The 25526-nt window shown below is 67.6% G+C and carries 22 protein-coding genes, 2 tRNA genes and 1 pseudogene; 18 read left to right on the forward strand and 7 right to left on the reverse strand.

The genetic code is table 11. The annotated features are described in order from the left end of the window. Position 1 precedes the first annotated feature (1 nt). Positions 2-78, forward strand: a tRNA-Asp gene (locus AC07VX_RS06380). A 228-nt stretch (positions 79-306) separates the two neighbouring features. Further along, positions 307-462: a hypothetical protein gene (locus tag AC07VX_RS06385; protein WP_493163885.1), complete on the forward strand. Its 156-nt coding sequence runs from the start codon at positions 307-309 to the stop codon at positions 460-462. Between the two features lie 121 nt (positions 463-583). Here AC07VX_RS06385 and AC07VX_RS06390 read toward each other — a convergent pair. Further along, positions 584-674, reverse strand: a tRNA-Ser gene (locus AC07VX_RS06390). A gap of 32 nt (positions 675-706) precedes the next feature. Continuing rightward, complete coding sequence (locus AC07VX_RS06395) at positions 707-1102, reverse strand: DUF4902 domain-containing protein (RefSeq protein WP_493163886.1); 396 nt, start codon at positions 1100-1102, stop codon at positions 707-709. Positions 1103-1179: 77 nt separating this feature from the next. Between AC07VX_RS06395 and AC07VX_RS06400 the strand changes: the two genes are divergently transcribed. Then, positions 1180-1884 carry an autoinducer binding domain-containing protein gene (locus AC07VX_RS06400; RefSeq protein WP_493163887.1) on the forward strand — a complete coding sequence of 235 codons (705 nt, stop codon included), beginning with the start codon at positions 1180-1182 and terminating at the stop codon, positions 1882-1884. Positions 1885-2162: 278 nt separating this feature from the next. Here the strand turns inward: AC07VX_RS06400 and AC07VX_RS06405 are convergent, their stop codons facing one another. Both AC07VX_RS06405 and AC07VX_RS06410 read right to left on the reverse strand, forming a co-directional pair. Continuing rightward, positions 2163-3074 carry an SPFH domain-containing protein gene (locus AC07VX_RS06405; protein WP_493163888.1) on the reverse strand — a complete coding sequence of 304 codons (912 nt, stop codon included), beginning with the start codon at positions 3072-3074 and terminating at the stop codon, positions 2163-2165. A 34-nt stretch (positions 3075-3108) separates the two neighbouring features. After that, positions 3109-3534: an NfeD family protein gene (locus AC07VX_RS06410; protein WP_493163889.1), complete on the reverse strand. Its 426-nt coding sequence runs from the start codon at positions 3532-3534 to the stop codon at positions 3109-3111. A 119-nt stretch (positions 3535-3653) separates the two neighbouring features. Between AC07VX_RS06410 and AC07VX_RS06415 the strand changes: the two genes are divergently transcribed. Further along, positions 3654-5921 (forward strand): Orn/Lys/Arg family decarboxylase, encoded by a 2268-nt coding sequence (locus tag AC07VX_RS06415; protein WP_493163890.1) that lies wholly within the window; start codon positions 3654-3656, stop codon positions 5919-5921. Between the two features lie 66 nt (positions 5922-5987). Here the strand turns inward: AC07VX_RS06415 and fabI are convergent, their stop codons facing one another. Then, positions 5988-6770, reverse strand: a complete 783-nt coding sequence (gene fabI, locus AC07VX_RS06420; RefSeq protein ID WP_493163892.1) for an enoyl-ACP reductase FabI — start codon at positions 6768-6770, stop codon at positions 5988-5990. A 253-nt stretch (positions 6771-7023) separates the two neighbouring features. Between fabI and rimP the strand changes: the two are divergent. The 14 genes and pseudogenes from rimP to AC07VX_RS06490 form a co-directional block, all read left to right on the forward strand. Beyond that, positions 7024-7527 (forward strand): annotated as a pseudogene (gene rimP, locus AC07VX_RS06425) (ribosome maturation factor RimP); the annotation flags it as partial. 116 nt (positions 7528-7643) lie between these two features. Then, complete coding sequence (gene nusA / locus AC07VX_RS06430; RefSeq protein ID WP_493163894.1) at positions 7644-9122, forward strand: transcription termination factor NusA; 1479 nt, start codon at positions 7644-7646, stop codon at positions 9120-9122. Positions 9123-9171: 49 nt separating this feature from the next. Continuing rightward, a complete protein-coding gene (infB, locus tag AC07VX_RS06435; protein WP_493163896.1) occupies positions 9172-12183 on the forward strand; it encodes a translation initiation factor IF-2 in 3012 nt (1003 codons plus the stop codon). Between the two features lie 62 nt (positions 12184-12245). Beyond that, on the forward strand, positions 12246-12626 hold the full coding sequence (rbfA, locus tag AC07VX_RS06440) for a 30S ribosome-binding factor RbfA (protein ID WP_493163898.1): 381 nt from the start codon (positions 12246-12248) through the stop codon (positions 12624-12626). Beyond that, positions 12619-13578: a tRNA pseudouridine(55) synthase TruB gene (truB, locus tag AC07VX_RS06445; protein WP_493163900.1), complete on the forward strand. Its 960-nt coding sequence runs from the start codon at positions 12619-12621 to the stop codon at positions 13576-13578. Before rbfA ends, truB begins: the two co-directional genes overlap by 8 nt. A gap of 24 nt (positions 13579-13602) precedes the next feature. Next, a complete protein-coding gene (typA, locus tag AC07VX_RS06450; RefSeq protein WP_493163901.1) occupies positions 13603-15426 on the forward strand; it encodes a translational GTPase TypA in 1824 nt (607 codons plus the stop codon). A gap of 113 nt (positions 15427-15539) precedes the next feature. Further along, positions 15540-16409: a DMT family transporter gene (locus AC07VX_RS06455; RefSeq protein WP_493163902.1), complete on the forward strand. Its 870-nt coding sequence runs from the start codon at positions 15540-15542 to the stop codon at positions 16407-16409. Next, the gene (locus tag AC07VX_RS06460) at positions 16406-17521 is read left to right on the forward strand and encodes an enoyl-CoA hydratase/isomerase family protein (RefSeq protein ID WP_493163903.1); all 1116 of its coding nucleotides are present in this window, start codon (positions 16406-16408) and stop codon (positions 17519-17521) included. Before AC07VX_RS06455 ends, AC07VX_RS06460 begins: the two co-directional genes overlap by 4 nt. Beyond that, complete coding sequence (gene dusA / locus AC07VX_RS06465) at positions 17518-18504, forward strand: tRNA dihydrouridine(20/20a) synthase DusA (protein WP_493163904.1); 987 nt, start codon at positions 17518-17520, stop codon at positions 18502-18504. The genes AC07VX_RS06460 and dusA overlap by 4 nt, the downstream gene beginning before the upstream one ends. 15 nt (positions 18505-18519) lie before the next feature. After that, positions 18520-19110, forward strand: coding sequence for a methylated-DNA--[protein]-cysteine S-methyltransferase (locus tag AC07VX_RS06470; RefSeq protein ID WP_493163905.1), 591 nt, complete (start codon positions 18520-18522; stop codon positions 19108-19110). 29 nt (positions 19111-19139) lie between these two features. Then, on the forward strand, positions 19140-20384 hold the full coding sequence (locus AC07VX_RS06475; RefSeq protein WP_493163906.1) for a DEAD/DEAH box helicase: 1245 nt from the start codon (positions 19140-19142) through the stop codon (positions 20382-20384). Then, on the forward strand, positions 20374-20838 hold the full coding sequence (locus AC07VX_RS06480) for a CYTH domain-containing protein (RefSeq protein ID WP_493163907.1): 465 nt from the start codon (positions 20374-20376) through the stop codon (positions 20836-20838). The genes AC07VX_RS06475 and AC07VX_RS06480 overlap by 11 nt, the downstream gene beginning before the upstream one ends. A 175-nt stretch (positions 20839-21013) precedes the next feature. Next, positions 21014-21463, forward strand: a complete 450-nt coding sequence (locus tag AC07VX_RS06485; protein WP_493163908.1) for a hypothetical protein — start codon at positions 21014-21016, stop codon at positions 21461-21463. A 107-nt stretch (positions 21464-21570) separates the two neighbouring features. Further along, positions 21571-23643 (forward strand): TonB-dependent receptor, encoded by a 2073-nt coding sequence (locus tag AC07VX_RS06490; RefSeq protein ID WP_493163909.1) that lies wholly within the window; start codon positions 21571-21573, stop codon positions 23641-23643. Between the two features lie 4 nt (positions 23644-23647). On the opposite strand, the gene AC07VX_RS06495 is transcribed toward AC07VX_RS06490, so the two are convergent. After that, a complete protein-coding gene (locus AC07VX_RS06495; RefSeq protein WP_493163910.1) occupies positions 23648-24622 on the reverse strand; it encodes a recombination-associated protein RdgC in 975 nt (324 codons plus the stop codon). Between the two features lie 171 nt (positions 24623-24793). After that, entirely contained in the window at positions 24794-25438 is a 645-nt protein-coding gene (locus tag AC07VX_RS06500) for a DsbA family oxidoreductase (protein ID WP_493163911.1), read from the reverse strand. Between the last annotated feature and the right edge of the window lie 88 nt (positions 25439-25526).

Genomic DNA, 25526 nt, shown 5'->3' on the forward strand with positions numbered 1-25526 from the left:
CGGAGTGGTAGTTCAGTTGGTTAGAATACCGGCCTGTCACGCCGGGGGTCGCGGGTTCGAGCCCCGTCCACTCCGCCACAAATGACAATGCGCCGAATTCCTTGCGGGATTCGGCGCATTTTTTTTTTTTTGGCGTGTCTGGTGTTTCAGGAAACTCCGCGCGTAGGTGCGGGAGCGGTGCCGGCATCGTCGTTGCCGCCGCTGCCGTGTGCCTGCGGGCCGGTGCTTGCCGGGCGCGCTTCGGCCGGCGCCGCGCGAGGTGCTTCGCTAGGGCTTCGCTTTCCGCTGACGACCAGGCGTGCCAGCTTGACCACCTCGCTGGCTTCGGCGGGCAACCCGCCTGCAACCAAGCCCAAGGCCAGGCAGAAGCTCAACCAACCCTTCAGCAATCGCGACATCTCTACCTCCCACCTTGCGGACGGCAAGGCACGCGTCGCAGTGTTCAGCAAGCGGGGGGCGTAAACCAGCGCCACGCGACGAATTGCGCTTTCCCGGGGACGAACTGCAGTTGGACGCAATGCAGCCCGCCTTGTGGTCATGAGAGCCGGAAAGCAAAACGGGCCCTGAAGGGCCCGATCATGCTTGGCGGAGAGGGCGGGATTCGAACCCGCGGTGGGCTATTAACCCACACACGCTTTCCAGGCGTGCGACTTAAACCGCTCATCCACCTCTCCTGCAAGCCTGCCATCATAACCCATGATGGCGCTCATGCCGCGCAACTGATGCGTTGCCGTGTGCAGCGCCAGTCCAAGGCGTTGCGCCAGTCGAGTTGGTGGATGACATTGTTCAGGTGCAGCATGCGACGAGAACGGGCCAGCGCGTGCCCGTCGCCATCGATCAGCGATACGTTGCAGAGGATGTTCATCGGGTCGAACAAGGCGACCACATCCGGTTGGACCTCCGTCCATTCCCAGGCGATCTGGATGGGCTCGCCGGTGTCGATCGTGGCCCAGACCTCCTGGCCTGAGCGCAGTCCAGAGCGTGCATCGTGCACCCTAACGCTACTTCCGATTTGACGCAGTTCATGAGTTGCCAATTCGAACTCGTTTACAGTCTTGACGACCGTCTCGCAGGCCATCAGTTGCCAAGCTGCCATCTGCATTCGGATCTCCCGTCATTTGGATGGTTTGCAGTGTGCGTTTGTCGTGAACCCGCTGCTCCTACCAACCCTAGTAGCGCATGAACTTGCAGCGGTACGAACAAGTCAGTCAAGCGGCAGATTTCGCATCCTTCCGGCAAGGACTGATCGACTTCGCGCATGCCATGGACTTCGGGCTCATCGCTGGCGTGCTTGCTATTGAGCGCCGCGGTGCAGGTGAACGATCCGAGTACATACCAATCGGCAATACGCCCGCCGAGTTCCTCGCCGCAGCGAGCAATCCGGAGAACGCCAGGCGCGACCCCGTGCATCGCCATGTGATGCGCAATGCGGCTCCGTTGGTCTACGACCAGCAGCTTTATGCGGATGCTGGTTCAGGCGATTTGTGGGAGACGCAGGCACCGTTTGGTTATCGCACCGGGATCGCCGTCAGCGTGCACATGCCTGGGTATCGCCGATTCTTACTGGGCGTCGATCGTGAGGAGGCGCTGCCAAAGGATCCGACCAAGCTCAGCAGAATGCTCGCGGATCTGCAGTTGCTCGCCGTGCACGCGCAGGATGCTGCGGCGCGACTTCTTGTCCCTGCAACAGCCCCGCGTCTGCAGCCGAGACAGCTGGAGATCTTGCGTTTGACGATGGATGGCAAGAGTGCGTGGGTCGTCGGCAGCTTGCTGGGCATCAGCGAGAACACAGTCAACTACCACATGAAGCAGCTCTTCAAGCAGTTGGACGTCTCCAACAAGAACCATGCGGTTCTAAAGGCCATGGAGCTGGGGCTTTTGTAGGGGTGCCGGCAACGGCGGGACTACAAGGGTTTGTAGTTCCCTGGGCGATTCTCATCCGAGACACTGAGTTCCATCGAAATACGGCTTGACGGCCAGATGGAGCTGAACATGTGGAAACTGATTTCTGAAGTCTTCGGCCTTCCCTATTTCGGGGGTTGATCGACAGCACCTCCCAGTAAAGCGACAACCTCCATCGCTTTCGTTCGGCGCCCCCCGAACGCCTTGCGCCCGCGGCTGCCCTCGCAAGGGCCCTCGCGGGCTTTTTTGCTTTCCGGGGCCTAAGGTTTCGTGCCGCCCTTGAGCAGGCCCATGGCGGTGCCGATCAGTCCGGCCACTTCCGACATATTGCCCGGCACGATCATGGTGTTGTTCTTCTGCGCCAGCTGGGCGTAGGCATCGACGGCCTTCTCGGCGACCTTGAGCTGCACGGCCTGGTCGCCGCCCGGTTGCTGTATGGCGGCGGCGATCTTGCGGATGGCGTCCGAGGTGGCGTCGGCCACCGCAGTGATGGCGGCCGCCTGACCCTGGGCCTGGTTGATCTCGGCCTGCTTTTCGCCCTCGGAGCGAGCAATCGCCGCTTCGCGCTCGCCGGTGGCGATGTTGATCTGTTCCTGCCGGCGGCCTTCCGAGGCGGCAATCAGCGCACGCTTCTCGCGCTCGGCCGTGATCTGCGCTTGCATGGAATGCAGGATGGCCGGGGGTGGCGTTAGGTCCTTGATCTCGTAGCGCAGCACCTTGACGCCCCAGTTCAACGCCGCCTCGTCCAGGGCTTCGACGACCGAGGTGTTGATGACGGCGCGCTCCTCGAAGGTGCGGTCAAGCTCCATGCGGCCAATGACGGAGCGCAGCGTTGTCTGCGCGAGCTGGGTGATGGCGACGACGTAGTTGCTGGCGCCGTAGCTCGCACGCATCGGGTCGGTCACCTGGAAGTAGAGGATGCCGTCGACGGTCAGTTGGGTGTTGTCCTTCGTTATGCAGACTTGGCTGGGCACGTCGAGCGGGATTTCCTTCAGCGAGTGCCGGTAGGCCAGACGGTCGACGAAGGGGACGAGGAAGTTCAGCCCCGGCGTCAGCGTAGCGTGATAACGCCCCAGCCGCTCGACGACCCAGGCGTGTTGCTGAGGCACGACCTTGATCGAGCGCACGACGAAGATGGCGGCGATGACGAGAACGACGAGTGCGATTTCCATGAAGCCTCTGGTGGAAATTGGAAGAGAAGAGTGCTCAGCGGTCCAGCAGCAGGCAGCTGCCTTCGACGGCGCGGATCACGTGCCGGCCGCTTTGTGCCGGCTGGCTGCCGATGAAGCGGGCCTGCCAAGCCGCGCCGCGGTACTGGACCTGGGCCAGGCCTTCGGAACTCCAGCTATCGACCAGCACGCTTTGACCGATGTCGAGATTGACGTTCGGGTTGCGCGAGGCAGGTGTCCTCGGCGTCCTGTCGCGCCTCAGATGCCAGGCGATGACGGCGATCCCGCCAATCAGTGCGGCCACCAGCATCTGCCCCGTCGTGCCCAGGCCCAGATGCGCGGCCAGCGCGCCGCCCGCGGCGCCGAGTGCCAGCATTAGCAGATAGAAAGTGCCGCTGGCCAGCTCGGCAGCCACCAGCACGCCGGCGGCGATCCACCAGACGGTGGCCCAGTTCCAATCCATCGCGCCTCCCAGGGCTGTGGTGTCGGTTCAGTTTAGACCGCGCAGGACACGGGTGAGACATGCTGCGGCCCTACACTTCGCCGCTTCGTTTTTTGATGCCCGCCCGCTGGAGGCCGCCCATGATCCGTTTTCACTTTCCCATCGTCATCATCGATGAGGACTACCGCTCCGAGAACACCTCGGGTCTGGGCATCCGCGCGCTGGCCGAGGCCATCCAGAAGGAGGGCATGGAAGTCCTGGGTGTGACGAGCTACGGCGACCTGTCGCAGTTCGCCCAGCAGCAAAGCCGCGCCTCGGCCTTCATTCTGTCCATCGACGACGAGGAATTCACGCCCGGCCCCGAGCTAGACCCCGCCGTGCTGAACTTGCGCAAGTTCATCCAGGAGATCCGCAACCGCAACCCGGACATCCCCATCTACGTCTACGGCGAGACGCGCACCAGCCAGCATCTGCCCAACGACGTGCTGCGTGAACTGCACGGCTTCATCCACATGTTCGAGGACACGCCGGAGTTCGTGGCCCGTCACATCATCCGCGAGGCCAAGAGCTACCTCGACGGTCTGGCGCCGCCGTTCTTCAAGGCGCTGATGGACTACGCCCAGGACGGCTCCTACTCCTGGCACTGCCCCGGCCACTCCGGTGGCGTGGCCTTCCTGAAGAGCCCGGTCGGCCAGATGTTCCACCAGTTCTTCGGCGAGAACATGCTGCGCGCCGACGTCTGCAATGCCGTCGAGGAACTCGGCCAGCTGCTGGACCACACCGGCCCCGTCGCCGCGTCGGAGAAGAATGCCGCACGCATCTTCAATGCCGACCACTGCTTCTTCGTCACCAACGGCACCAGCACGTCCAACAAGATGGTGTGGCACCACACCGTGGCGCCGGGCGATGTCGTCGTCATTGACCGCAACTGCCACAAGAGCAATCTGCACGCCATCATCATGTGCGGGGCCATCCCCGTATTCATGACGCCGACGCGCAACCACTACGGCATCATCGGCCCCATCCCTGAGAGCGAATTCAGCCCCGAGGCCATTCGCGCCAAGATCGCGGCTAACCCGCTGCTGGCCCATGTCGATCCGGCGACCGTCAAGCCCGCCATCGTCACGCTGACGCAAAGCACCTACGACGGCGTGCTCTACAACACCGAGACCATCAAGAAGAAGCTCGACGGCTATATCCCGACGCTGCACTTCGACGAGGCCTGGCTGCCGCACGCGGCCTTCCATGATTTCTACGGCCAGTTCCACGCCATGGGCAAGAACCGCCCGCGCCCCAAGGAGGCCATGGTCTACGCCACGCAATCCACGCACAAGCTGTTGGCCGGCATCTCGCAGGCCTCGCAGGTGCTGGTGCAGGATTCTCAGTCGGTGAAGCTCGACAAGCACCTCTTCAACGAGGCTTATCTGATGCACACGTCGACCTCGCCGCAGTATTCCATCATCGCCAGCTGCGACGTTGCCGCCGCGATGATGGAGCCGCCCGGCGGCACGGCCCTGGTGGAGGAGAGCATCAGGGAATCGCTCGACTTCCGCCGCGCCATGCGCAAGGTCGAAGGCGATTACGGCGACGACTGGTGGTTCAAGGTCTGGGGTCCGGACTACCTGCGGGCCGAGGAAGGCAGCGAGCCGGTGTCGGCCGACTGGATGCTGCATGCCGACGAGGACTGGCATGGCTTCGGCGGCCTGGCCGAGGGGTTCAACATGCTGGACCCGATCAAGTCCACCATCATCACGCCCGGGCTGGACATGGAGGGGCGCTTCGCCGCGACCGGCATCCCGGCGTCGGTGGTGACCAAGTTCCTGGTCGAGCACGGCGTCGTCGTCGAGAAGACCGGCCTCTACTCGTTCTTCATCATGTTCACCATCGGCATCACCAAGGGCCGCTGGAACACGCTGCTGACTGCTCTGCAGCAGTTCAAGGACGACTACGACAAGAACGCGCCGCTGTGGCGCATCCTGCCGGAGTTCTGCGCCAAGTTCCCCAAGTACGAGCGCATGGGGCTGCGCGACCTCTGCCAGAGCATCCACCAAGCCTATGCCGAGGGCGACATCGCCCGACTGACGACGGACATGTACCTGTCCAACCTGCAGCCGGCCATGACGCCGACCGACGCCTATGCCCACATCGCGCAGCGCAAGACCGAGCGTGTGGGCATCGACGAACTGGAAGGCCGCATCACGACCTCGCTGCTGACGCCTTATCCGCCCGGCATCCCGCTGCTGATCCCGGGCGAGCGCTTCAACAAGAAGATCGTCGACTACCTGAAGTTCACTCGCAGCTTCAACGCCAAGTTCCCCGGCTTCGCGACCGACGTGCACGGTCTCGTGCACGAGGTGGACGACGAGACCGGCCGCGGCCACTACTATGTGGACTGCGTCAAGCAGTAGGGTGCTCCGCGCGAGCCGACATGAAAAAAGGGCCCCTCGGGGCCCTTGTCGTTTGGGCTTGCTGCGTTACTCGCCGCCGGCCAGCGCGACGTGGCTGAAGCCGCCGTCGACATACATGATCTCGGCGCTGACACCGGCGGCCAGGTCGGACAGCAGGAAGGCGGCGGCGTTGCCGACGTCCTCGATGGTGACGTTGCGCCGGATGGGCGCCGATGCGGCGAACTGGCTCAGCAGCTTGCCGAAGTCCTTGATGCCGGAGGCGGCCAGAGTCTTGATCGGGCCGGCCGAGATGCCGTTGACCCGCACCCCCTTGGCGCCGAGGTCGTGGGCCAGGTAGCGCACGCTGGCCTCCAGGGCGGCCTTGGCCAGGCCCATGGTGTTGTAGTTGGGCACATAGCGCTCGGCACCCAGATAGCTCAGCGTCAGCAGGGCGGCGCCGGGGCGCAGGCGCGGCGCGGCCAGCTTGGCCATGGCCGGGAAGCTGTAGGCCGAGATGTCATGGGCGATGCGGAAGTTCTCGCGCGTCATGCCGTCCAGGAAATTGCCGGCAATCGCTTCGCGCGGGGCAAAGCCGATGGAATGGACGAAACCGTCGAATTCCGGCCAGACTTCGCCCAACTGGTTGAACAACGCGTCCATCTGCTCGTCGCTGGTGACGTCGCAGTCGTAGATCAGCTTGGAATCGAACTCGGCGGCGAACTCGCTGATGCGCTCCTTGAAGCGCTCGCCCTGGTAGCTGAAGGCCAGCTCGGCACCTTCGCGGTGGCAGGCACGGGCAATGCCGTAGGCGATGGAGCGGTTGGACAGCACGCCCGTGATCAGCAGCCGCTTGCCGGCGAGAAAGCCCATTCGTGTCTCCTGTGAGGTCTCAAACAACCTCGGATTCTGGCATGCATAGGGGGTGGCGGCTTGCCGGCACGGGACTTGCACAGTACAATCCGAGCTTCACTTGAAATGAGAGCGGCTGCAAGGCAGGCTTCTCGCGAGCTCCGGACGATATCCCCCGGTGCAGGATTCAGGTGAACGAGTGGGCGGATTCATCCAGCCCATTTTTTTTGCTTTTTCGATTTCTCGCATTCCCCATCAGGAACCCGTCAGACGCATGAGTTGGCAAGCCGCTGTAGAGACCACCGTGACCGGCCTCGGTTACGAGCTCGTGGACTGCGAACGCAGTGCCGGGGGTGTGCTGCGCGTGACGATCGACAAGCTGCAGGCCCAGGCTGATGCCGGCGAACTGATCACGGTGGACGACTGCGAGAAGGTCACGCGCCAGCTGCAGTATGTGCTGGAAGTGGAAGCTTTCGACTATTCCCGGCTCGAAGTCTCCTCGCCGGGACTGGACCGGCCGCTGCGCAACGCCGCGCACTACGCGCGCTTCGCTGGCCAGGAAGTCGACGTCACGCTGAAGTTCCCTTTCCAGGGGCGCAAGAAATACCGCGGCATCGTCAGCGCCCAGCCGGGTGCCGAGAGTGATCAGGCCTGGCGCCTGGTGTTTGACGACGGCACGGCCGAGCAGGCGCTGGACTTCACGCTGGACGAGGTGCGTGAGGCGCGCCTGGTGCCGGCGTTCAGCTTCAAAGGGCGTGGCGGTGAGCCGGCGCCGGACCGCAAGCCGGGCCAGCGTGGCGTCATCAAGCCGAAAAAGGCATTGACTAAGAAACAAGCGGGCGAGCCTGAAGCGGCGGCGCCCGGCCAAGACAAGGTTGACGGAGGTCTCAAGCAATGAACCGCGAAATGTTGATGCTGGTGGACGCGATCTCGCGCGAGAAGAGCGTGGAGCGCGATGTCGTGTTCGGTGCGGTGGAAGCTGCGCTGGCCTCGGCCACCAAGAAGATTTACGGCGGTGAGGCCGACATCCGCGTCAGCGTGGACCGCGACTCCGGCGAATACGAGACCTTCCGCCGCTGGCACGTCGTGCCCAACGAGGCCGGTCTGCAGAACGCCGACGCCGAAATCCTGCTGTTCGAAGCCCAGGAGCAGATCGCCGACATCGAGGTGGACGACCACATCGAGGAGCCCGTCGAGTCCGTGCCCATCGGCCGTATCGGCGCCCAGGCCGCCAAGCAGGTCATCCTGCAGAAGATCCGCGACGCAGAGCGCGAGCAGCTGCTGAACGACTTCATGTCGCGCGGCGAGAAGATCTTCGTCGGCACCGTGAAGCGCCTGGACAAGGGCGACATCATTGTCGAGAGCGGCCGTGTGGAAGGCCGCCTCAAGCGCAGCGAGATGATCTCGAAAGAGAACCTGCGCACCGGCGACCGCGTGCGCGCCGTCATCCTGGGCGTGGACCCGACCCAGCGCGGCCCGCAGATCATGCTGTCGCGCTCCAGTCCCGAGTTCATGAAGGAACTCTTCGCCCAGGAAGTGCCCGAGATCGAGCAAGGCCTGCTGGAGATCAAGAGCTGCGCCCGCGACAGCGGTTCGCGTGCCAAGATCGCCGTGGTCAGCCACGACCGCCGCGTCGACCCCATCGGCACCTGCGTCGGTGTGCGCGGTTCGCGCGTAAACGGCGTGACGACCGAGCTGGCCGGCGAGCGCGTGGACATCGTGCTGTGGAGCGAAGACCCGGCCCAGTTCGTCATCGGCGCCCTGGCGCCGGCCAACGTGCAGTCCATCGTCGTGGATGAAGAGCGTCACGCCATGGACGTGGTGGTGGACGAGGAGAACCTCGCCATCGCCATCGGCCGCGGCGGCCAGAACGTGCGCCTGGCGTCCGAGCTGACCGGCTGGCGCATCAACATCATGTCGGCCGAGGAATCGGCCGCCAAGCACGAGCAGGAGACCGAGAGCGTCCGCAAGCTCTTCGTCGACAAGCTCGACGTGGACGCCGAAGTCGCCGACATCCTCATCGCCGAGGGCTTCACCAGCCTGGAGGAAGTCGCCTACGTGCCGATGCAGGAAATGCTCGAAATCGAGGCCTTCGACGAGGACACCGTCACCGAGTTGCGCACCCGTGCCAAGGATGCGCTGCTGACGATGGAAATCGCCAAGGAAGAAAAGGTCGAGGAAGTCTCCCAGGACCTGCGCGACCTGGAAGGCGTGACGCCCGAGCTGCTGAGCAAGCTGGCCGAGGGCAGCATCAACACCCGCGACGACCTGGCCGACCTGGCCGTGGACGAATTGGTCGAACTGTCCGGCATGGACGAGGCGGCCGCGCGCGCTCTGATCATGAAGGCCCGTGAACACTGGTTCAACGCCTGATCAAGACCGAACGCCGCGCCGCACCGAAAGCAATCTGAAGGATCCCCACATGGCCGTGACTACCGTCGCCCAATTTGCCGCCGAGCTGAGCAAGCCGGCGGGCACGCTGCTGGAGCAGCTGCAAGCCGCGGGCGTCAAGAAGTCTTCCGTCGACGACTCGCTCAGCGAGACTGACAAGGAACGCCTGCTCGACCACCTGCGCTCCTCCCACGGCACCGCCGCCACGGAGCGCAAGAAGATCACCCTCGTCAAGAAGTCGACCACCGAGATCAAGCAGGCCGATGCCTCCGGCAAGGCCCGCACCATCCAGGTCGAGGTGCGCAAGAAGCGCACCTTCGTCAAGCGTGACGACGCGACCGACGAGGGCGCTGCCGGCCCGGACGAAGCCGACTTGGCCCGCCGCGAGGAAGAAGCCCAGGCCCAGGCCGCTGCTCTGCGTGCCCAGGAAGAGGAACTCGCCGCCAAGGTGAAGGCCCGTGAGGAGGCCGAGCGCGCTGCGCGCGAGGCCGCCGCTGCCAAGGCCGCCGCCGAAGCGGCCGCCGCCGAAGCCGCTGCCAAGGCCGCCGCCGAAGCCGCTGCTGCGGCCGCTGCCGCCAAGGCCGACGAGAAGGCAGACGACCAGGCCGAGGCCCGCGCGCGCAGTGCCGCCGCTGCCGCCGCCGAGGCTGCCGCCATCAACAAGGCTGCCGCCAAGCGCGGTGCCAAGGCCGCACCGGTACCCGAGGCCCCTGAGGTCGTCGCGCCGCCGCCGCCCGCGCCTGCACCCGACGTCGTCGCCCCGCCGCCGCCGGCCCCCGCGCCCGAGGCTGCCAAGCCGGCGCTGCGCGTCGTCAAGGCCGTCGACGCCGCTGCCGAAGAGAAGCAGAAGCAGGACGATCTGGCCCGCCGCCGCAAGGCTGCCGAGGACGAGGCAGCCAAGATCCGCGCGATGATGAACGCGCCCAAGAAGGTCCTGGTCGCGCCCAAGAAGGAAGAGCCCAAGCCGGCCGAGGTCGCTGCGGGCATCAAGGGCACCATCCACAAGAAGGCCGGTACACCCGCCGCGGCCCCGGCCGCCGCAGGTGCAGGCGCCGGCAAGCCGGGCGACAAGAAGTCGGTCAAGTCCGAGAAGCTGTCGTCCAGCTGGGCCGACGATGCCGCCAAGAAGCGCGGCCTCAAGACCATCGGTGCCGGCCCTGCCGGCGCCGGCCGCCCGGGTGGCGGCGGCAACTGGCGCGCTCCGGCGCGCGGTGCCGCAGGCCGCCGCGGCGACCGTGGCGGCAATGGCCAGTCCACGTTCCAGGCGCCGGTCGAGCAGCAGATCCAGGAAGTGCACGTTCCCGAGACCATCTCCGTGGCCGATCTCGCCCACAAGATGTCGGTGAAGGCCGCAGAGGTCATCAAGCAGCTGATGAAGCTGGGCCAGATGGTGACCATCAACCAGCAGCTGGACCAGGAAACGGCCATGATCTTGGTCGAGGAAATGGGCCACAAGGCCTTTGCCGCCAAGCTGGACGACCCGGACGCCTTCCTCGAAGAAGAGGGCACCTCGGCCGAGCAGCAGCACGAGGCCCTGCCGCGTGCGCCGGTCGTCACCGTTATGGGTCACGTCGACCACGGCAAGACCTCGCTGCTGGACTACATCCGCCGCTCGCGCGTTGCGGCTGGCGAAGCCGGCGGCATCACGCAGCACATCGGCGCCTACCACGTGGAAACGCCGCGCGGCATGATCACCTTCCTGGACACCCCGGGTCACGCGGCCTTCACGGCCATGCGGGCTCGCGGCGCGAAGGCGACCGACATCGTCATCCTGGTCTGTGCGGCCGACGACGGCGTCATGCCCCAGACCAAGGAAGCCATCCATCACGCGAAGGCGGCCGGTGTGCCCATCGTGGTCGCCATGACCAAGATCGACAAGCCTGACGCCAACGTCGAGCGCGTGAAGAGCGAGCTCGTCGGCGAAGAGGTCGTGCCGGAAGACTTCGGCGGCGATTCGCCCTTCATCGGCGTGTCGTCCAAGACGGGCCAGGGCATCGACGAACTGCTGGAGCAGGTGCTGTTGCAGGCCGAAGTGCTGGAACTCAAGTCGCCGGTGGAGTCCATGGCCAAGGGCCTGGTCATCGAAGCCAAGCTGGACAAGGGCCGCGGCCCGGTGGCCACGGTGCTGGTGCAGAGCGGCACGCTCAAGCGCGGCGACGTCGTGCTGGCCGGCTCCACCTACGGCCGCGTGCGCGCCATGCTGGACGAAGACGGCAAGGCCACGGCCGAGGCCGGCCCGTCCATCCCGGTCGAGATCCAGGGCCTGACCGAAGTGCCACAGGCCGGCGACGAGTTCATGGTGCTGTCCGACGAGCGCCGCGCCCGCGAGGTCGCGACCTTCCGCCAGGGCAAGTACCGCGACGTCAAGCTGGCCAAGCAGCAGGCCGCCAAGCTCGAGAACATGTTCAACGAGATGGGCCAGGGCGACGTGCAGACGCTGCCCCTCATCATCAAGGCCGACGTGCAGGGTTCGCAGGAAGCGCTGGCCGCTTCGCTGCTCAAGCTCAGCAACGCCGAGGTCAAGGTGCAGATCGTCCACGCGGCGGTGGGCGGCATCAGCGAGAGCGACATCAACCTCGCCATCGCGTCCAAGGCCGTCATCATCGGCTTCAACGTGCGGGCCGACGCCGGTGCGCGCAAGCTGGCCGAGGGCAACGCGGTCGACCTGCGCTACTACAGCATCATCTACGACGCCGTGGACGATGTGACCAAGGCCATGTCCGGCATGCTGGCCCCCGAGCAGCGCGAAGAGGCGCTGGGTACGGCCGAGATCCGCGTCGTGTTCGTGGCTTCCAAGATCGGCACGGTGGCCGGCTCCATGGTCACCAGCGGCCTGGTCCGCCGTGGCGCGCGCTTCCGCCTGCTGCGCGACAACACCGTGGTCTACACGGGCGAGGTCGAGTCGGTGCGTCGCGAGAAGGACGACGTCCGCGAGGTCAAGGAAGGCTTCGAGTGCGGTATCAAGCTGAAGAACTACAGCGACATCAAGGAAGGTGATCAGCTCGAGTTCTTCGAAATCAAGGAAGTGGCCCGCACGCTCTGACCCAAAGCCCCGAGGGTTAACCCCGCCCCTCGGGGCGGGGTTTGTTCTTTCAGGAAACCGCCATGAGACACAAACGCGCCATCCCCAACCGCAGCTTCCGCGTCGCCGACCAGATCCAGCGCGATCTGGCCGAGCTGATCCGCGAGCTGAAGGATCCGCGCATCGGCATGGCCACCATCAGCGCGGTCGACGTCACGCCCGACTACGCCCACGCCAAGGTGTTCTTCTCAGTGCTGATCGGCGATCCGAAAGAGACGCAGGAAGCGCTGAACGAGGCCGCTGGTTTCCTGCGCAACGGCCTGTTCAAGCGCCTGCAGATCCACACTGTGCCGACGCTGCATTTCCAGTTCGACCGCACCACCGAGCGTGCCGCCGAGATGAGCGCCCTCATCAACAGGGCCAACGCGATGCGCGCAGTGGAAGACGAGGAGCCGAATGACTGAGGCCGTCGTCACTGCCGCAAAGCCTGCCCGGGTACGCGTTCAGCGTCGCCCGCTGCATGGCGTGTTGTTGCTCGACAAGCCGCTGGGCCTGTCGAGCAACGACGCGTTGCAGAAGGCCAAGTGGCTGCTGCGCGCCGAGAAGGCCGGCCACACCGGCACGCTGGACCCGCTGGCCACCGGCCTGCTGCCGCTGTGCTTCGGCGCGGCCACCAAGTTCAGCCAGCTCAGTCTGGACGCCGACAAGCGTTATCTCGCGACCCTGGCGCTTGGCATCCGCACCACGACTGGTGATGCTGAGGGCGACGTGCTGGAGCGTCACGACGCCGATCACATCACCGCCGAGCAGATCGCTGCCGCCTGTGCCGCCTTCACCGGCGAGATCGATCAGACGCCGCCGATGTATTCGGCGCTCAAGCATGAAGGCAAGGCCCTCTACGAATACGCCCGCGCCGGCGTCGAGATCGAACGCAAGAGCCGTCGCGTGACGATTCATGCCATCGACATCGTCAGCATGCAGGCTGGCACCGTGACCCTCGACGTTCGCTGCACCAAAGGCACCTACATCCGCACGCTGGCCGAAGACATCGGCGCCCGGCTCGGCGTCGGCGCGTCGCTGGCTGCCTTGCGCCGCACGGGCTCCGGTGGCCTGACGCTGGACGGTGCCGTGACGCTGGCCCGGATCGAGGCCCTGCCCGACGAAGAACGTGCCGCGCTGCTGACGTCGCCCGACTGCCTGCTGGCCGACGTGCCCGAGCTGCGCCTGGACATGCAGGACGCGGTGCGCTTCCTGTCCGGCCTGCGCCGCCGCGTCGACGCGCCGGATGCCGAGCGTGTGCGTGTCTACGGTCCTGAACAACGCGCCTTCCTCGGAAGCGCCCACATCACCTCTGGCGAATTGATCGCCGATCGCCTGTTGACCCCACCGGAGGTCCAGGCTCTGCTTTCCGCCTGATCCGGTTTATTTCGAAGCATCACCATGACCACCCCGATCCGCAACATCGCCATCATTGCCCACGTCGACCACGGCAAGACCACCATGGTCGACCAGCTCCTGCGCCAGAGCGGCACCTTCGCCGACCATGAAAAGGTCGTCGACACCGTCATGGACAGCAACGCCATCGAGCGCGAGCGCGGCATCACCATCCTGGCCAAGAACTGCGCGGTCAGCTGGGGCGGTACCCACATCAACATCGTCGACACGCCCGGACACGCGGACTTCGGCGGAGAAGTCGAGCGCGCCCTGTCTATGGTGGACGGCGTGGTGCTGCTGATCGACGCCCAGGAGGGCCCGATGCCGCAAACCCGCTTCGTCACGAAGAAGGCCCTGGCCCTGGGCCTCAAGCCCATCGTCGTCGTCAACAAGGTCGACAAGCCGGGCGCCAAGCCTGACGCCGTCATCAACGCCGCCTTCGACCTGTTCGACAAGCTCGGCGCCACTGACGAGCAGCTGGACTTCCCGGTCGTCTACGCCTCCGGCATCAACGGCTGGACCTCGCTGACCGAGGGCGCGCCCGGCGAGCAGTGGGGCCCCGACATGTCGGCCCTGTTCGACACCGTGCTGAAGCACGTGCCGGCGCAGACGGGTGACCCGGCTGCTCCGCTGCAGCTGCAGATCTCGGCCCTGGACTTCTCCACCTTCGTCGGCCGCATCGGCGTGGGCCGCATCAGCCAGGGCACCATTAAGCCCGGCATGCAGGTCGCCGTCATGGAAGGCCCGGACGGCAAGTCCGTCAACGGCCGCATCAACCAGGTGCTGACCTTCCACGGCCTGGACCGCGTGCAGGTTTCTGAAGCCGGCCCCGGCAACATCGTGCTGATCAACGGCATCGAGGACATCGGCATCGGCGTCACCGTGACCGACCCGACCAACCCGGCGCCCCTGCCCATGCTGAAGGTCGACGAGCCGACGCTGACGATGAACTTCTGCGTCAACACGTCGCCTCTGGCCGGCCGTGAAGGCAAGTACGTGACCAGCCGCCAGATTTGGGACCGCCTGCAGAAGGAACTGCAGCACAACGTGGCCCTGCGCGTCTCGGAGACCGATGAAGACGGCATCTTCGAGGTCTGCGGCCGCGGTGAACTGCACCTGACCATCCTGCTGGAGAACATGCGCCGCGAAGGCTATGAGCTGGCCGTCTCCAAGCCGCGCGTGATGTTCAAGGACATCGACGGCGTGAAGAGCGAGCCGATGGAGCTGGTCACCGCCGACGTGGAAGAAACCCACCAGGGCGGCGTCATGCAGGCCCTGGGCCTGCGCAAGGGCGAGATGCTCAACATGGAGCCGGACGGCCATGGCCGCGTGCGCCTGGAGTACCGCATCCCCGCGCGCGGCCTGATCGGCTTCGCCAACGAGTTCATGAACCTGACCCGCGGCTCGGGCCTGATCTCGTCCATCTTCGACGGCTACGAGGCCCACAAGGGCGAGATCGGCGGCCGCAAGAACGGCGTGCTGATCTCCATGGACGACGGCGAGATCTTCACCTACGCGCTGGGCAAGCTGGATGACCGCGGCCGCATGTTCGTCAAGCCCAACGACCCGGTCTACGAGGGCATGATCGTCGGCATCCACAGCCGCGACAACGACCTCGTCGTCAACGCCACGCGCACCAAGCAGCTGACCAACTTCCGCGTCTCCGGCAAGGAAGACGCCATCAAGATCACGCCGCCCATCGACCTGACGCTGGAATACGGCGTGGACTTCATCGATGACGACGAGCTGGTGGAAATCACGCCCAAGAGCGTTCGCCTGCGCAAGCGTCACCTCAGCGAAAACGACCGCAAGCGTGCAGCTCGCGCCTGAGGCGCGATCAGCACGCTCGCGGTCCCCGCGGGAATGTTGTGCTCCCCCAGCCCCCTCCGCGAGGGGGCTCTAGCCAGAAGATTGCCCGCGCCCCTTTTCAGGGGCGCTCGTTCATGAGTCATCGATCCGCCGTCCTGCTGATGCTGCTGGTCACGCTGATGTGGAGTTCGGCGGGCGTGGTCACGCGGCATCTGGAGGCGGCGCGGGGCTTCGAGATCACGTTCTGGCGCAGCAGCTTCAACGCCGTGGCGTTGCTGCTCATCCTCGGCGTGATGAGGGGCAGGGCGCTGCTGGGCGCCATGCGCGGCGCGGCGGTATGGGCCTCCGGGCTCTGCTGGGCCATCATGTTCACGGCCTTCATGGTGGCGCTGTCGCTCACCACGGTGGCCAATGTGCTGGTCACGATGTCGCTGTCGCCGCTGTTCACGGCGGTGTTCGCGCGGGTCTTCCTGCATCAGCCGGTGCCGACGCGGACCTGGTGGGCCATCGCTGTGGCGGGCGCCGGCATCGCCTGGATGTTCGGCGGCCAGTTGGGTGGGCCGTTGCTCGGCGTCTTCGTCGCGCTGGGCGTGCCGCTGGCGGCAGCCTCCAACTGGTGCCTGCTGCAAAAGGTCGGCCAGGGCGACACCGACATGCTGCCCGCCGTGCTCATCGGCGCGCTGATCTCGATGGCTGCCACGCTGCCGCTGGCCTGGCCGCTGCAGGCCGGCGCGCACGACCTGGGCCTGCTGGCCTTCCTCGGCGTCTTCCAGCTCGCCGTGCCCTGCCTGATGGCCGTGCGCCTGGCGCGGGAGCTGCCCGGCCACGAACTGGCGCTGCTGGGCCAGGCCGAAACCCTGCTGGGCGTGCTCTGGGCCTGGCTGTTTGCGGGCGAACACCCAGGCAGCGCAGCCCTGATCGGCGGTAGCCTCGTGCTGCTCGCGCTCGTCGCCAACGAAGCCTTCGCGCCGTCCTCCGTCAAATCCGTCCCGAAGAACGCATGAACGACCTGATCCCCACCCTGGTGTCCGATGGCCAGATCCTGGCCGAGGTGAACGGCTGCCTGGGCCTCATCACGCTGAACCGCCCGCAGGCGCTCAATGCGCTGTCGATCGCCATGATCCGCGACATGACGACGCTGCTGCGCCACTGGGCCACTCGGCCGGAGATCCAGGCCGTCGCCGTGCTCGGCGCCGGCCGTGAGGGCCGGCCGCCGGCCTTCTGCGCCGGCGGCGACATCCGCTTCTTCCACCAGGCCGCCCATGCCGGCGACCCGGCGCTGGAGGATTTCTTCACTGAGGAATACCGCCTCAACCACCTCATCCACGCCTACCCCAAGCCCTACATCGCGTTGATGGACGGCATCGTCATGGGCGGCGGCATGGGCATCAGCCAGGGCGCCAAGCTGCGCGTGCTGAGCGACCGCTCCAAGCTCGCCATGCCCGAGACCGGCATTGGCCTGTTCCCCGACGTGGGCGGCGGCTACTTCCTGGCCCAATGTCCGGGCCATGTCGGCGAATGGCTGGCGCTGACGGGCCAGGCCATCGCGGCGGGCGACGCCATCGAGTGGGGCCTGGGCGACGTCTACGTGCCGGCCTCGCAGTGGGACGACCTCGTCCATGCCCTCAAGGCCAGCCCCCAGCCCAGCGCCGAGCATGTCGTCGCCACCGTCATGGAGCGTGCCGACCTCGCGCCCACGGCCGATCCCAAGGCCGCGGCCGAGCGCATCGACGGCCACTTCGGCGAAGCGACGCTGGGCGGCATCCTCGCCTCGCTGGCCGCCGCCGATGACGACTGGGCCCGCCACACCCACCACACCCTTCTCAAGCGCTCGCCCACCATGATGGCCGTCACGCTGGAACTGGTGCGCCGTGGCCGCAGGCTCAGCCTGGCCGACGACCTGCGCCTGGAGCGCGACCTCGTGCACCACGCCTTCCACCTGCGCGGTGCGGCGCGCAGCGAGACGGTGGAGGGCATCCGCGCGCTGGCGGTCGACAAGGACCACGCGCCGCGCTGGGCGCCGGCAACCGTCGCCGAGGTGGACGCCGCCGAGGTGGCGGCCTTCTTCGTCAGCCCCTGGGCGCCAGACCGGCATCCGCTGAAGGATCTGTCATGACCTCGCCCTGGCGCCTGTCCGTCGCCCCCATGATGGACTGGACGGATCGCCACTGCCGCTACCTGCACCGGCTCATCACCCGCCGTGCGCTGCTCTACACCGAGATGGTGACGACAGGCGCGTTGCTGCATGGTGACCAGCCGCGTCACCTCGATTTCAATCCCGAGGAGCATCCAGTCGCGTTGCAGCTGGGTGGCAGCGAGCCGGGCGACCTCGCCGCCTGCGCGAAGCTGGCTGAGCGCTGGGGCTATGACGAGGTCAACCTGAACTGCGGCTGCCCCAGCCCGCGCGTGAAGAAAGGAGCCTTCGGCGCCTGCCTGATGGCCGAGCCGCGACTGGTGGCCGACTGCGTGAAGGCCATGCGCGACGCGACCTCGCTGCCCGTCACCGTCAAGCACCGCATCGGCATCGACAGGATCGAGAGCTATGACTTCGTGCGCGACTTCGTCGCGACCGTGGCCGAGGCTGGCTGCGAGGTCTTTATCGTGCATGCCCGCAATGCCTGGCTGCAGGGCCTGTCGCCCAAGGAAAACCGCGATATCCCGCCGCTGCGCTATGGCCTCGTCGCCCAGCTCAAGCGCGAGTTCCCGCAGCTGACCATCGCCATTAATGGCGGCCTGAAGACACCGGACGAGATCGCCGAGCAACTGACGCAGGTCGACGGCGTGATGATCGGCCGCGAGGCCTACCACGAGCCCTGGAGTATGGCGCGGTGGGACTCGCGCTTCTTCGGCGCCGCCGACCCGGCCGCGTCGCGCGAGCAGGTCGAGGCGCAATGGCTGGATTACCTGGACCGCCTGCACGCTGCTGGCCGGTCCTGGCCGCACGCCATGCGCCATGCGCTCGGCTTGTGGAACGGCACGCCCGGCGCGCGCCGCTGGCGTCAGGTCTGGAGCGACCACCGCCTGAAGACGCTGGCGCCGCGCGAGGTCGCCGCGCAGGCGACGGCCGCGCGCCTGTCGGGCCTGGCGGTTGCTGCCTAGGCCGCCTGAGACCACATGAGCGAATTTGTCGACGACCCTGACATCGGCCCCGCGCTGCCGCCGGACGAGCCGCTGTGGTGCCACGGCTTCGACACGGCGCTGGGCCGCTGCGGCGTCGTCTGGAGCGAGCGCGGCATCGTCGCCTCGCTGCTGCCCGATGCCAGCCTGGCACGGCTGAAGCGGCGCCATCCCAACGCGGAGCCGGCCGCTGAGCTGCCGCCTCACATTGCCCGTGCCGTCGACGGCATCTGTGCGCTGCTGGCCGGCGAGGTACGCGACCTGAGCGACATCGTGCTCGACGAGCGCGGCATCCCCGAATTCCGCCGCCAGGTGCATGCGCTGACCCGCGCCATCCCGCCCGGCCAGACCCGCACCTACGGCGAGATCGCCGCCGCCATGGGCCAGCCCGGTGCGGCGCGCGCGGTCGGCCGCGCCGAGGGCGACAACCCGTTTCCGCCCATCGTGCCCTGCCATCGGGTGATGGGTGCGGGCGGCGAGCCGACCGGTTTTTCGGCGCCGGGCGGGGTCGAGACCAAGCGCCGCATGCTGCTCATCGAGGCGCGCGCCGTCGGCCAGCTGGCGGGCGATCAGCAAAAGCTGTTCTGACGCCGCGGGGTCGCCGCGACAATCGCGGCATGTCCTTCGCCTCCCTGGGCCTCTCGCCCGCCCTGCTGCGCGCCGTGCGCGACCAGGGCTATCACGCGCCCACCGCCGTCCAGACCGCCGCGCTGCCGCCCATCCTGGCCGGTGCCGACGTGCTGGCCCTGGCGCAGACCGGCTCCGGCAAAACCGCCGCCTTCGCGCTGCCGCTGCTGCAGCGGCTGGTGGCCTCGCCGCCGCGGCCGGGCCCGCGCGCGCTGGTGCTGGCTCCCACGCGCGAGCTGGCGGCCCAGACCGCCGGCCTGCTGCGCGAGTTGTCGGCCCTGCTGCTGCACCGCCCCAAGGTCGCGCTGGCCTTCGGCGGCGTGTCCATCAACCCGCAGCTGATGGCCCTGCGCGGCGGCTGCGACGTCATGGTCGCCACGCCCGGCCGGCTGCTGGACCTGCTCGACCACAACGGCCTGCAGCTCTCCGGGGTCGATTGCCTGGTGCTGGACGAGGCCGACCGGCTGCTCGGCCAGGGCTTCGCCGAGGAGTTGCAGCGCGTGCTGGTCCTGCTGCCGGCGCGTCGCCAGTCGCTGCTGTTCTCGGCCACCTTCCCGCCGGCCGTGCAGGCGCTGGCCGAGCAGTTGCTGCGCGACCCGGTGCGCATCCACATCGAGGAGGCGGCGCCGCAGATCACGCAGCGCGCCTTCCAGCTCGACCGCGCCCAGCGCCTGCCGGCCCTGCGCCAGCTGCTGCGCGACGAGGGCTGGGGGCGCGCGCTGGTGTTCGTCGCCAGCCGCTACACGGCCGAGCTGGTGTCGGACAAGCTGTTCGCCCACGGCTTCAAGGCCGGTGTGCTGCACGGCGAGCTGAGCCAGGGCGCGCGCCGCGACGTGCTGGCCGCGCTGAAGGCCGGCAGCGTCAAGGTGCTGGTGGCCACCGATGTTGCCGCGCGCGGCCTGCACGTGGATGCGCTGGATGCCGTCGTCAACTACGAGCTGCCGCGCTCCGCGGCCGACTACACCCACCGCATCGGCCGCACCGGCCGCGCAGGGGCGGCCGGCGTGGCCATCAGCTTCATCTGCGCAGACAGCGCCGAGAACGCCGAGAGCCATTTCCGCCTCATCGAGAAGCGCCAGGGCCAGCGCGTGCTGCGCGAGCGGCTGGCGGGCTTCGAACCCCAGGCGGTGGCCACCGAGGCGCAGGCTACGGGCGGTATCAAGAGCACGACGCGCAAGAGCAAGAAGGACAAGCTGCGCGAGGCCGCAGCCAAGGCAGCCGAGCATGGGCATTGAGATCGAACGCAAATTCCTCGTCAGCGGCGATGGCTGGCGTCAGCCGGCCGAGCGGCAGACCCGCTTCAGCCAGGGCTACCTCAGCCGCGACCCGGCGCGCACGGTGCGCGTGCGCATCGCCGGCGCGCGGGCCTTCCTGACCATCAAGGGTGCCACCCGCGGCGCCACGCGGGCCGAGTTCGAGTACGAGCTGCCCGTCGCCGATGCCCGTCAGCTGCTGGCGATGTGCGACGGCCCGCTCGTCGAGAAGATCCGCCACCTGTGCGTGTTCGAGGGCATGACCTGGGAGGTTGACGAATTCCTCGGTGCCAACGCGGGCCTGGTCGTCGCCGAGATCGAGCTGGCCGACGAGGGCCAGGTCTTTGCCCGGCCGGCCTGGCTGGCCGCCGAAGTGACCGGCGACGGCCGCTACGTCAATGCCAATCTGGCAGTGAAGCCCTTCACGAGCTGGTGAAGCGCGGCGCGCGCGCGAATCTGCCCGGGGACCGGCTGCGTAGGAGCATGAACCGCATGTCATACGCCGGCAACGCCTGCGGCTGAAGATGCACCGTTTGGTTCCGCCCGCGGCTACCTCTTTCCAGCCTGTGCCACCCGTCCTGTCCTTGTTGCTGCACCGAACCCGCGCCGGCATGCTCGCGCTGCTGCTGGTGGTATTGCCGCTGCAGGGCGTGCTGCAGCTCGTGGCCGGCCTGCAGGGGCAGCGGCACCTGCATGCGGGCAGCGCACCGGCGGCGTCGCCGCCATCGGCACTGCGGGTCCTGCTGGACCGTCTGCACGGCGGCCAGGACCCGCGGCTCCAGGGGCCCGGGTTCAGCTGGGCGATCGGCCTTGGGGCTGCAGACACGCTGCATGCGCATGGCGGCGTCCTGCACAGGCATTCGCACGACAGCGCCGACGTCCTGGCCGTCGGCGACGCGGGCGACGACTCCCTGCAAGGCGGCGTGACGGCCTTCTTGGCCTGGCTGCCGGGCCACCTGGCGTTGCCGGGCCTGCCTGAGGCCGGCGATCACGCCGCCGCGGCCGAACCGGACTGGCGCGGTCGCGTCGTCGCGCCGCCACTGACGCCGCCACGCGGCTGAGCGCTCCGGCGCGTTCTGCGCCGCACTCATCCCCGCCAGGTTCGACCCGTCCCGATGCGACGGGCCGTGCCTGCGCGCACCCGAGGCGCCCGTTGTCGAGAAGCCCCATGCCCAAAAACCGTCGATTCCGGCCGACGCTGCTGGCTGCTGCCAGCCTGATTGCCGCCACCGCCCTGGCCCAGGCTCAGGCCGAGGCCCCCGTCGTCGTCGTCGCCGCCGTGCTGGAAAAGGTCGAAGTCACCGGCCGCCACTACGACAACGCCATCGGCAGCACCGATGCCGCTTCCCAGGGCAGCATCCGCGCCGAGCTGCTGAAGAGCCGACCCGCGCTGCGCCCCGGCGAGGTGCTGGAGTTCGTGCCCGGCCTCATCGTCACCCAGCATTCGGGTGACGGCAAGGCCAACCAGTACTTCCTGCGCGGCTTCAACCTTGACCATGGCACCGACTTCGCCACCACCGTCAACGGCCTGCCGGTCAACATGCCCACGCATGGCCATGGCCAGGGCTACTCGGACCTGAACTTCCTCATCCCCGAGCTGGTCGAGCGCATCGAATACCGCAAGGGCCCGTACTTCGCGAAGAACGGCGACTTCACCGCGGCCGGCTCGGCCGACATCGCCTACCGCAGCACGCTGGACGACAACTTCGCCGCGCTGACGCTGGGCCAACGCCAGTTCCGGCGCTTCGTCGGCGCTGGCGCCACGGCGTTGGGCGGTGGGCTGGCCCTGCTCGGCGCCGCCGAGCTGCAGCACAACGACGGCCCCTGGAAATTGCCCGAGCAGCTTCGCAAGCGCAACGGCGTGCTGACGCTCTCCGGCGGCACCCGGGCCGAGGGCTGGCATGCCAGCCTGATGGGCTATGACGCCAAGTGGAACTCGACCGACCAGGTGCCCGAGCGCCTCATCGACGCCGGCTTCGACCGCTTCGACGCCATCGACACCAGCGACGGCGGCGAGACGCGCCGCGGCAGCTTGTCCGGCGAATGGCATCGCGCCACCGAGGCCGGGGTCACGCGCGTCGCGGCCTATGCGATGAGCTACCGACTCCAGCTCTTCTCCAACTTCACTTACGCGCTGGAGCGGCCGGCGCAGGGCGACCAGTTCTCGCAGCAGGACCGGCGCTCGGTCGGGGGCTTCGACCTCAGCCACGCGGCGGAGCATCGGCTGGGCGACCTGCCGGCGCGCAGCGAGGTCGGCCTGCAACTGCGCCACGACCGCATCCGCGTGGGCTTGTTCGACACCGTGGCCCGCCGCATCACGGCGACGACGCGGGACGACGAGGTGCGCCAGACTCTGCTCGGCCTCTACGGCCAGACCTCGGTGGAGCTGATGCCCTGGCTGCGCAGCGTCGTCGGCCTGCGGGCCGATCAGGCGCGCTTTCAGGTGGACGCGCTGACACTGGCGGCCAACTCGGGCCGCGCCTCGGCCCATCTGTTCTCGCCCAAGCTGTCGCTGATCGCCGGCCCCTGGGCGAAGACGGAGTTCTTCTTCAACGCCGGCCGGGGCTTTCACAGCAACGATGCGCGCGGCACGACGGCCACCATCGATCCCAGGACGGGTGGCCCCGTCGACAAGGTGCCCGGACTCGCCGCCGCGCGCGGCCTGGAGCTGGGCGCGCGCACGGAGTGGGTGCCAGGCCTGCAGTCCTCGCTGGCGCTGTGGAAGCTGGACTTCGACTCCGAGCTCGTCTACGTGGGCGACGCCGGTGCGACCGAGCCCAACCGGCCCAGCCGGCGCCGCGGCATCGAGTGGAACAACCGCTACGTCCCGGTGCCCTGGCTGCTGGTGGACGCCGACCTGGCCTGGACGCATGCCCGCTTTGCCGGCGGTGACCGCATCCCCAACGCGGTCGACAAGGTGGGCTCCGTCGCCGTCGCCGTGCGCGATCTGGGCGCCTGGTCGGCCAGCGTGCAGTGGCGCTACCTCGGCGCCGGCGCGCTGATCGAAGACAACAGCGTGCGCTCGCGCGTATCGCTGACGACCAATCTGCGCGTCAGCCGCCGGCTGTGGGCCGGCAGCGAGTTGACGCTGGACCTTTTCAACCTCGGCAACCGCCGGGTCAACGACATCGAGTATTTCTACGTGTCGCAGCTGCCCGGCGAAGCCGCGCCGGTGGCAGACCGGCACGTCCATCCCGCCGAGCCGCGCACCGTGCGGGTGACGCTCAGGCTGGGCTTCTGACGGCTTACCAGGGGGCTTCGCCCTCGACGAGAGGCTCCGTGGCCAGCGCGGCGGGGGCCGGTGCCGGCGCCGTGCCGGCAGCGGCGAAGTCGTGCTCGCCGCCCAGGCCTTCGATCAGCGCCGGGATCAGCCGGCCCAGCTCGCCTGTGGCCAGGGCCAGGTCGGCGTCGAAGGCTTCGTCGCCGCTGGCCTCTGGCCGGCCCTCGAAGGCCAGGTCCAGGAAGCTGATCTTCTTGATCGCAAAGCCCTCGGTCAGCGTGAAGGCCACGCGCTCGTTCCAGCTCAGGGCCAGGCGTGTGGGCATCTTGCCGCTGGTCAGGTGGGCGCGGACCTCGTCGATGTCGAGAGGATGGCGGGCGTAGCGCACGACGGGCTTCTGATCGTCGCTGCCCTTCAACTCGCACTCGCGCTCGATCTGGAAGCCCTCGGGCGTCACGCCGTCCATCAGCCAGGCGGCCATGCAGGCGGCGGGGCTCTCGGCTGTCTGCACCAGCTGCAGGGAGAGGCCCGGGCTGGCCTGGATCAGCAGCGTGATGACCTCGTCGGCGCGGCTGCTGGAGCCGGCGTCGACGAATAGCAGGCGCTCCTTGGGGGCGATCCAGACCTGGGTGGCCGAGGTCTTGGTGAAGGCGCGTGGCAGCAGCTCGTGGGCGGCCTGCTCCTTGAGCTCCTTCTTGGCCTTCTTGCCGGGCTTGCGGCCGGTGGTGGCCTCGATGTGTTCGGCGAGCTCGTCCACGCGCTCCTGCACGACGGAGGAGGGCAGCAGGCGCTGCTCGCGCTTGAGCTTGACGAGCCAGTGGCCGTCGACAACCTCGACGAGAGGCGCGTGCTCGATGCCGCGCGGCGGTGCCCAGCCCACGGCCAGGGGCTGGGTGGGGGCGCAGGCCAGGAACGGTTCCTTGGCGAGCTGTTCGGCGAGCTGGGCGGCATCGGTCTGCCAGCCTTCGCCGATGCGGTAGGTGATCAGGTTCTTGAACATGGGCGCTGGAGAAACAAGAAGCCCGCCAGCGGCGGGCTTCGGAAATGAGCAGCCATTGTCTCAGGTCCGGCGGCGGCCTCATGTCAGCAGGCCGGGCAGGGCGAGATGCTTCTTCATGGTGGCCTCGCTGAGCAGGAGCCCCGCCTGGCGAAGCCGCCGCCGCGCGCCCGTTCAGGCCGGCTGAGCCATCACCTGGCGCAGCAGTTGCTCGAAGACTTCGACGGACTGCCCGCCCTGGATCAGGTGGCGCTGGTTGACGACGATGGCCGGCACGGCGCTGATGCCCTGGCGCTGCACCTCGGCTTCGGCCGCAGCCACCTCGGCGTCGTAGCGGCGGCTGGCCAGCAGCTCCCGCGTCTCGGCGGCGGGCAGGCCTGCGGCCACCGCCAGGTCCAGCAGCACGGTGGGGTCGGACACGTCACGGCCTTCGGTGAAATAGGCCCTGAGCATCGCAACTTTCAGTGCACGCTGCACAGTGCCGCCGAAGGCCTCGTCGACCCAGTGCAGCAGGCGATGGGCGTCGCGGGTGTTGTAGATGCGGCTGCGCGCCTGCATTGCGAAGTCGAAGCCCAGGGCCGCACCGCGCTCGCGGATGGCCTGGCGCGTGCCCGCCAGCTGGGCCGGACTGGCGCCGTATTTCTGCGCCAGATGTTCCTCGATGTCCTGGCCCTCGCGCCCCATGCCGGGGTTGAGCTCGAAGGGGTGAAAGTGCAAGTCCAGCGTCAGCCCTGGAATGCGGGCGGCGGCGGCTTCCAGCGAGTAGAGGCCGATGGCGCACCAGGGGCAGACGATGTCGGAGATGAAGTCGATACGCATGGGGCGGGATTGTCCCAGGCCGTGCCAAGACCGTAGCGCGGCTGGGTGCTTGGACACGCGTTACCGTCGTGGCTGGAAAGGAATGCCC

This window comes from Roseateles sp. GW821-FHT03B02, assembly GCF_059421025.1.

Bases quoted from the DNA above. Each gene is read 5' to 3' on its own strand.
- AC07VX_RS06460 (WP_493163903.1), top strand. From the start codon at position 16,406: ATGAACGACCTGATCCCCACCCTGGTGTCCGATGGCCAGATCCTGGCC.
- dusA (WP_493163904.1), top strand. From the start codon at position 17,518: ATGACCTCGCCCTGGCGCCTGTCCGTCGCCCCCATGATGGACTGGACG.
- AC07VX_RS06415 (WP_493163890.1), top strand. From the start codon at position 3,654: ATGATCCGTTTTCACTTTCCCATCGTCATCATCGATGAGGACTACCGC.
- AC07VX_RS06480 (WP_493163907.1), top strand. From the start codon at position 20,374: ATGGGCATTGAGATCGAACGCAAATTCCTCGTCAGCGGCGATGGCTGG.
- AC07VX_RS06475 (WP_493163906.1), top strand. From the start codon at position 19,140: ATGTCCTTCGCCTCCCTGGGCCTCTCGCCCGCCCTGCTGCGCGCCGTG.
- AC07VX_RS06495 (WP_493163910.1), bottom strand. From the start codon at position 24,622: ATGTTCAAGAACCTGATCACCTACCGCATCGGCGAAGGCTGGCAGACC.
- AC07VX_RS06410 (WP_493163889.1), bottom strand. From the start codon at position 3,534: ATGGATTGGAACTGGGCCACCGTCTGGTGGATCGCCGCCGGCGTGCTG.
- AC07VX_RS06455 (WP_493163902.1), top strand. From the start codon at position 15,540: ATGAGTCATCGATCCGCCGTCCTGCTGATGCTGCTGGTCACGCTGATG.
- nusA (WP_493163894.1), top strand. From the start codon at position 7,644: ATGAACCGCGAAATGTTGATGCTGGTGGACGCGATCTCGCGCGAGAAG.
- truB (WP_493163900.1), top strand. From the start codon at position 12,619: ATGACTGAGGCCGTCGTCACTGCCGCAAAGCCTGCCCGGGTACGCGTT.
- AC07VX_RS06490 (WP_493163909.1), top strand. From the start codon at position 21,571: ATGCCCAAAAACCGTCGATTCCGGCCGACGCTGCTGGCTGCTGCCAGC.
- AC07VX_RS06500 (WP_493163911.1), bottom strand. From the start codon at position 25,438: ATGCGTATCGACTTCATCTCCGACATCGTCTGCCCCTGGTGCGCCATC.
- AC07VX_RS06405 (WP_493163888.1), bottom strand. From the start codon at position 3,074: ATGGAAATCGCACTCGTCGTTCTCGTCATCGCCGCCATCTTCGTCGTG.
- AC07VX_RS06400 (WP_493163887.1), top strand. From the start codon at position 1,180: ATGAACTTGCAGCGGTACGAACAAGTCAGTCAAGCGGCAGATTTCGCA.
- infB (WP_493163896.1), top strand. From the start codon at position 9,172: ATGGCCGTGACTACCGTCGCCCAATTTGCCGCCGAGCTGAGCAAGCCG.
- fabI (WP_493163892.1), bottom strand. From the start codon at position 6,770: ATGGGCTTTCTCGCCGGCAAGCGGCTGCTGATCACGGGCGTGCTGTCC.
- rbfA (WP_493163898.1), top strand. From the start codon at position 12,246: ATGAGACACAAACGCGCCATCCCCAACCGCAGCTTCCGCGTCGCCGAC.
- AC07VX_RS06395 (WP_493163886.1), bottom strand. From the start codon at position 1,102: ATGCAGATGGCAGCTTGGCAACTGATGGCCTGCGAGACGGTCGTCAAG.
- AC07VX_RS06485 (WP_493163908.1), top strand. From the start codon at position 21,014: ATGCTCGCGCTGCTGCTGGTGGTATTGCCGCTGCAGGGCGTGCTGCAG.
- typA (WP_493163901.1), top strand. From the start codon at position 13,603: ATGACCACCCCGATCCGCAACATCGCCATCATTGCCCACGTCGACCAC.
- AC07VX_RS06470 (WP_493163905.1), top strand. From the start codon at position 18,520: ATGAGCGAATTTGTCGACGACCCTGACATCGGCCCCGCGCTGCCGCCG.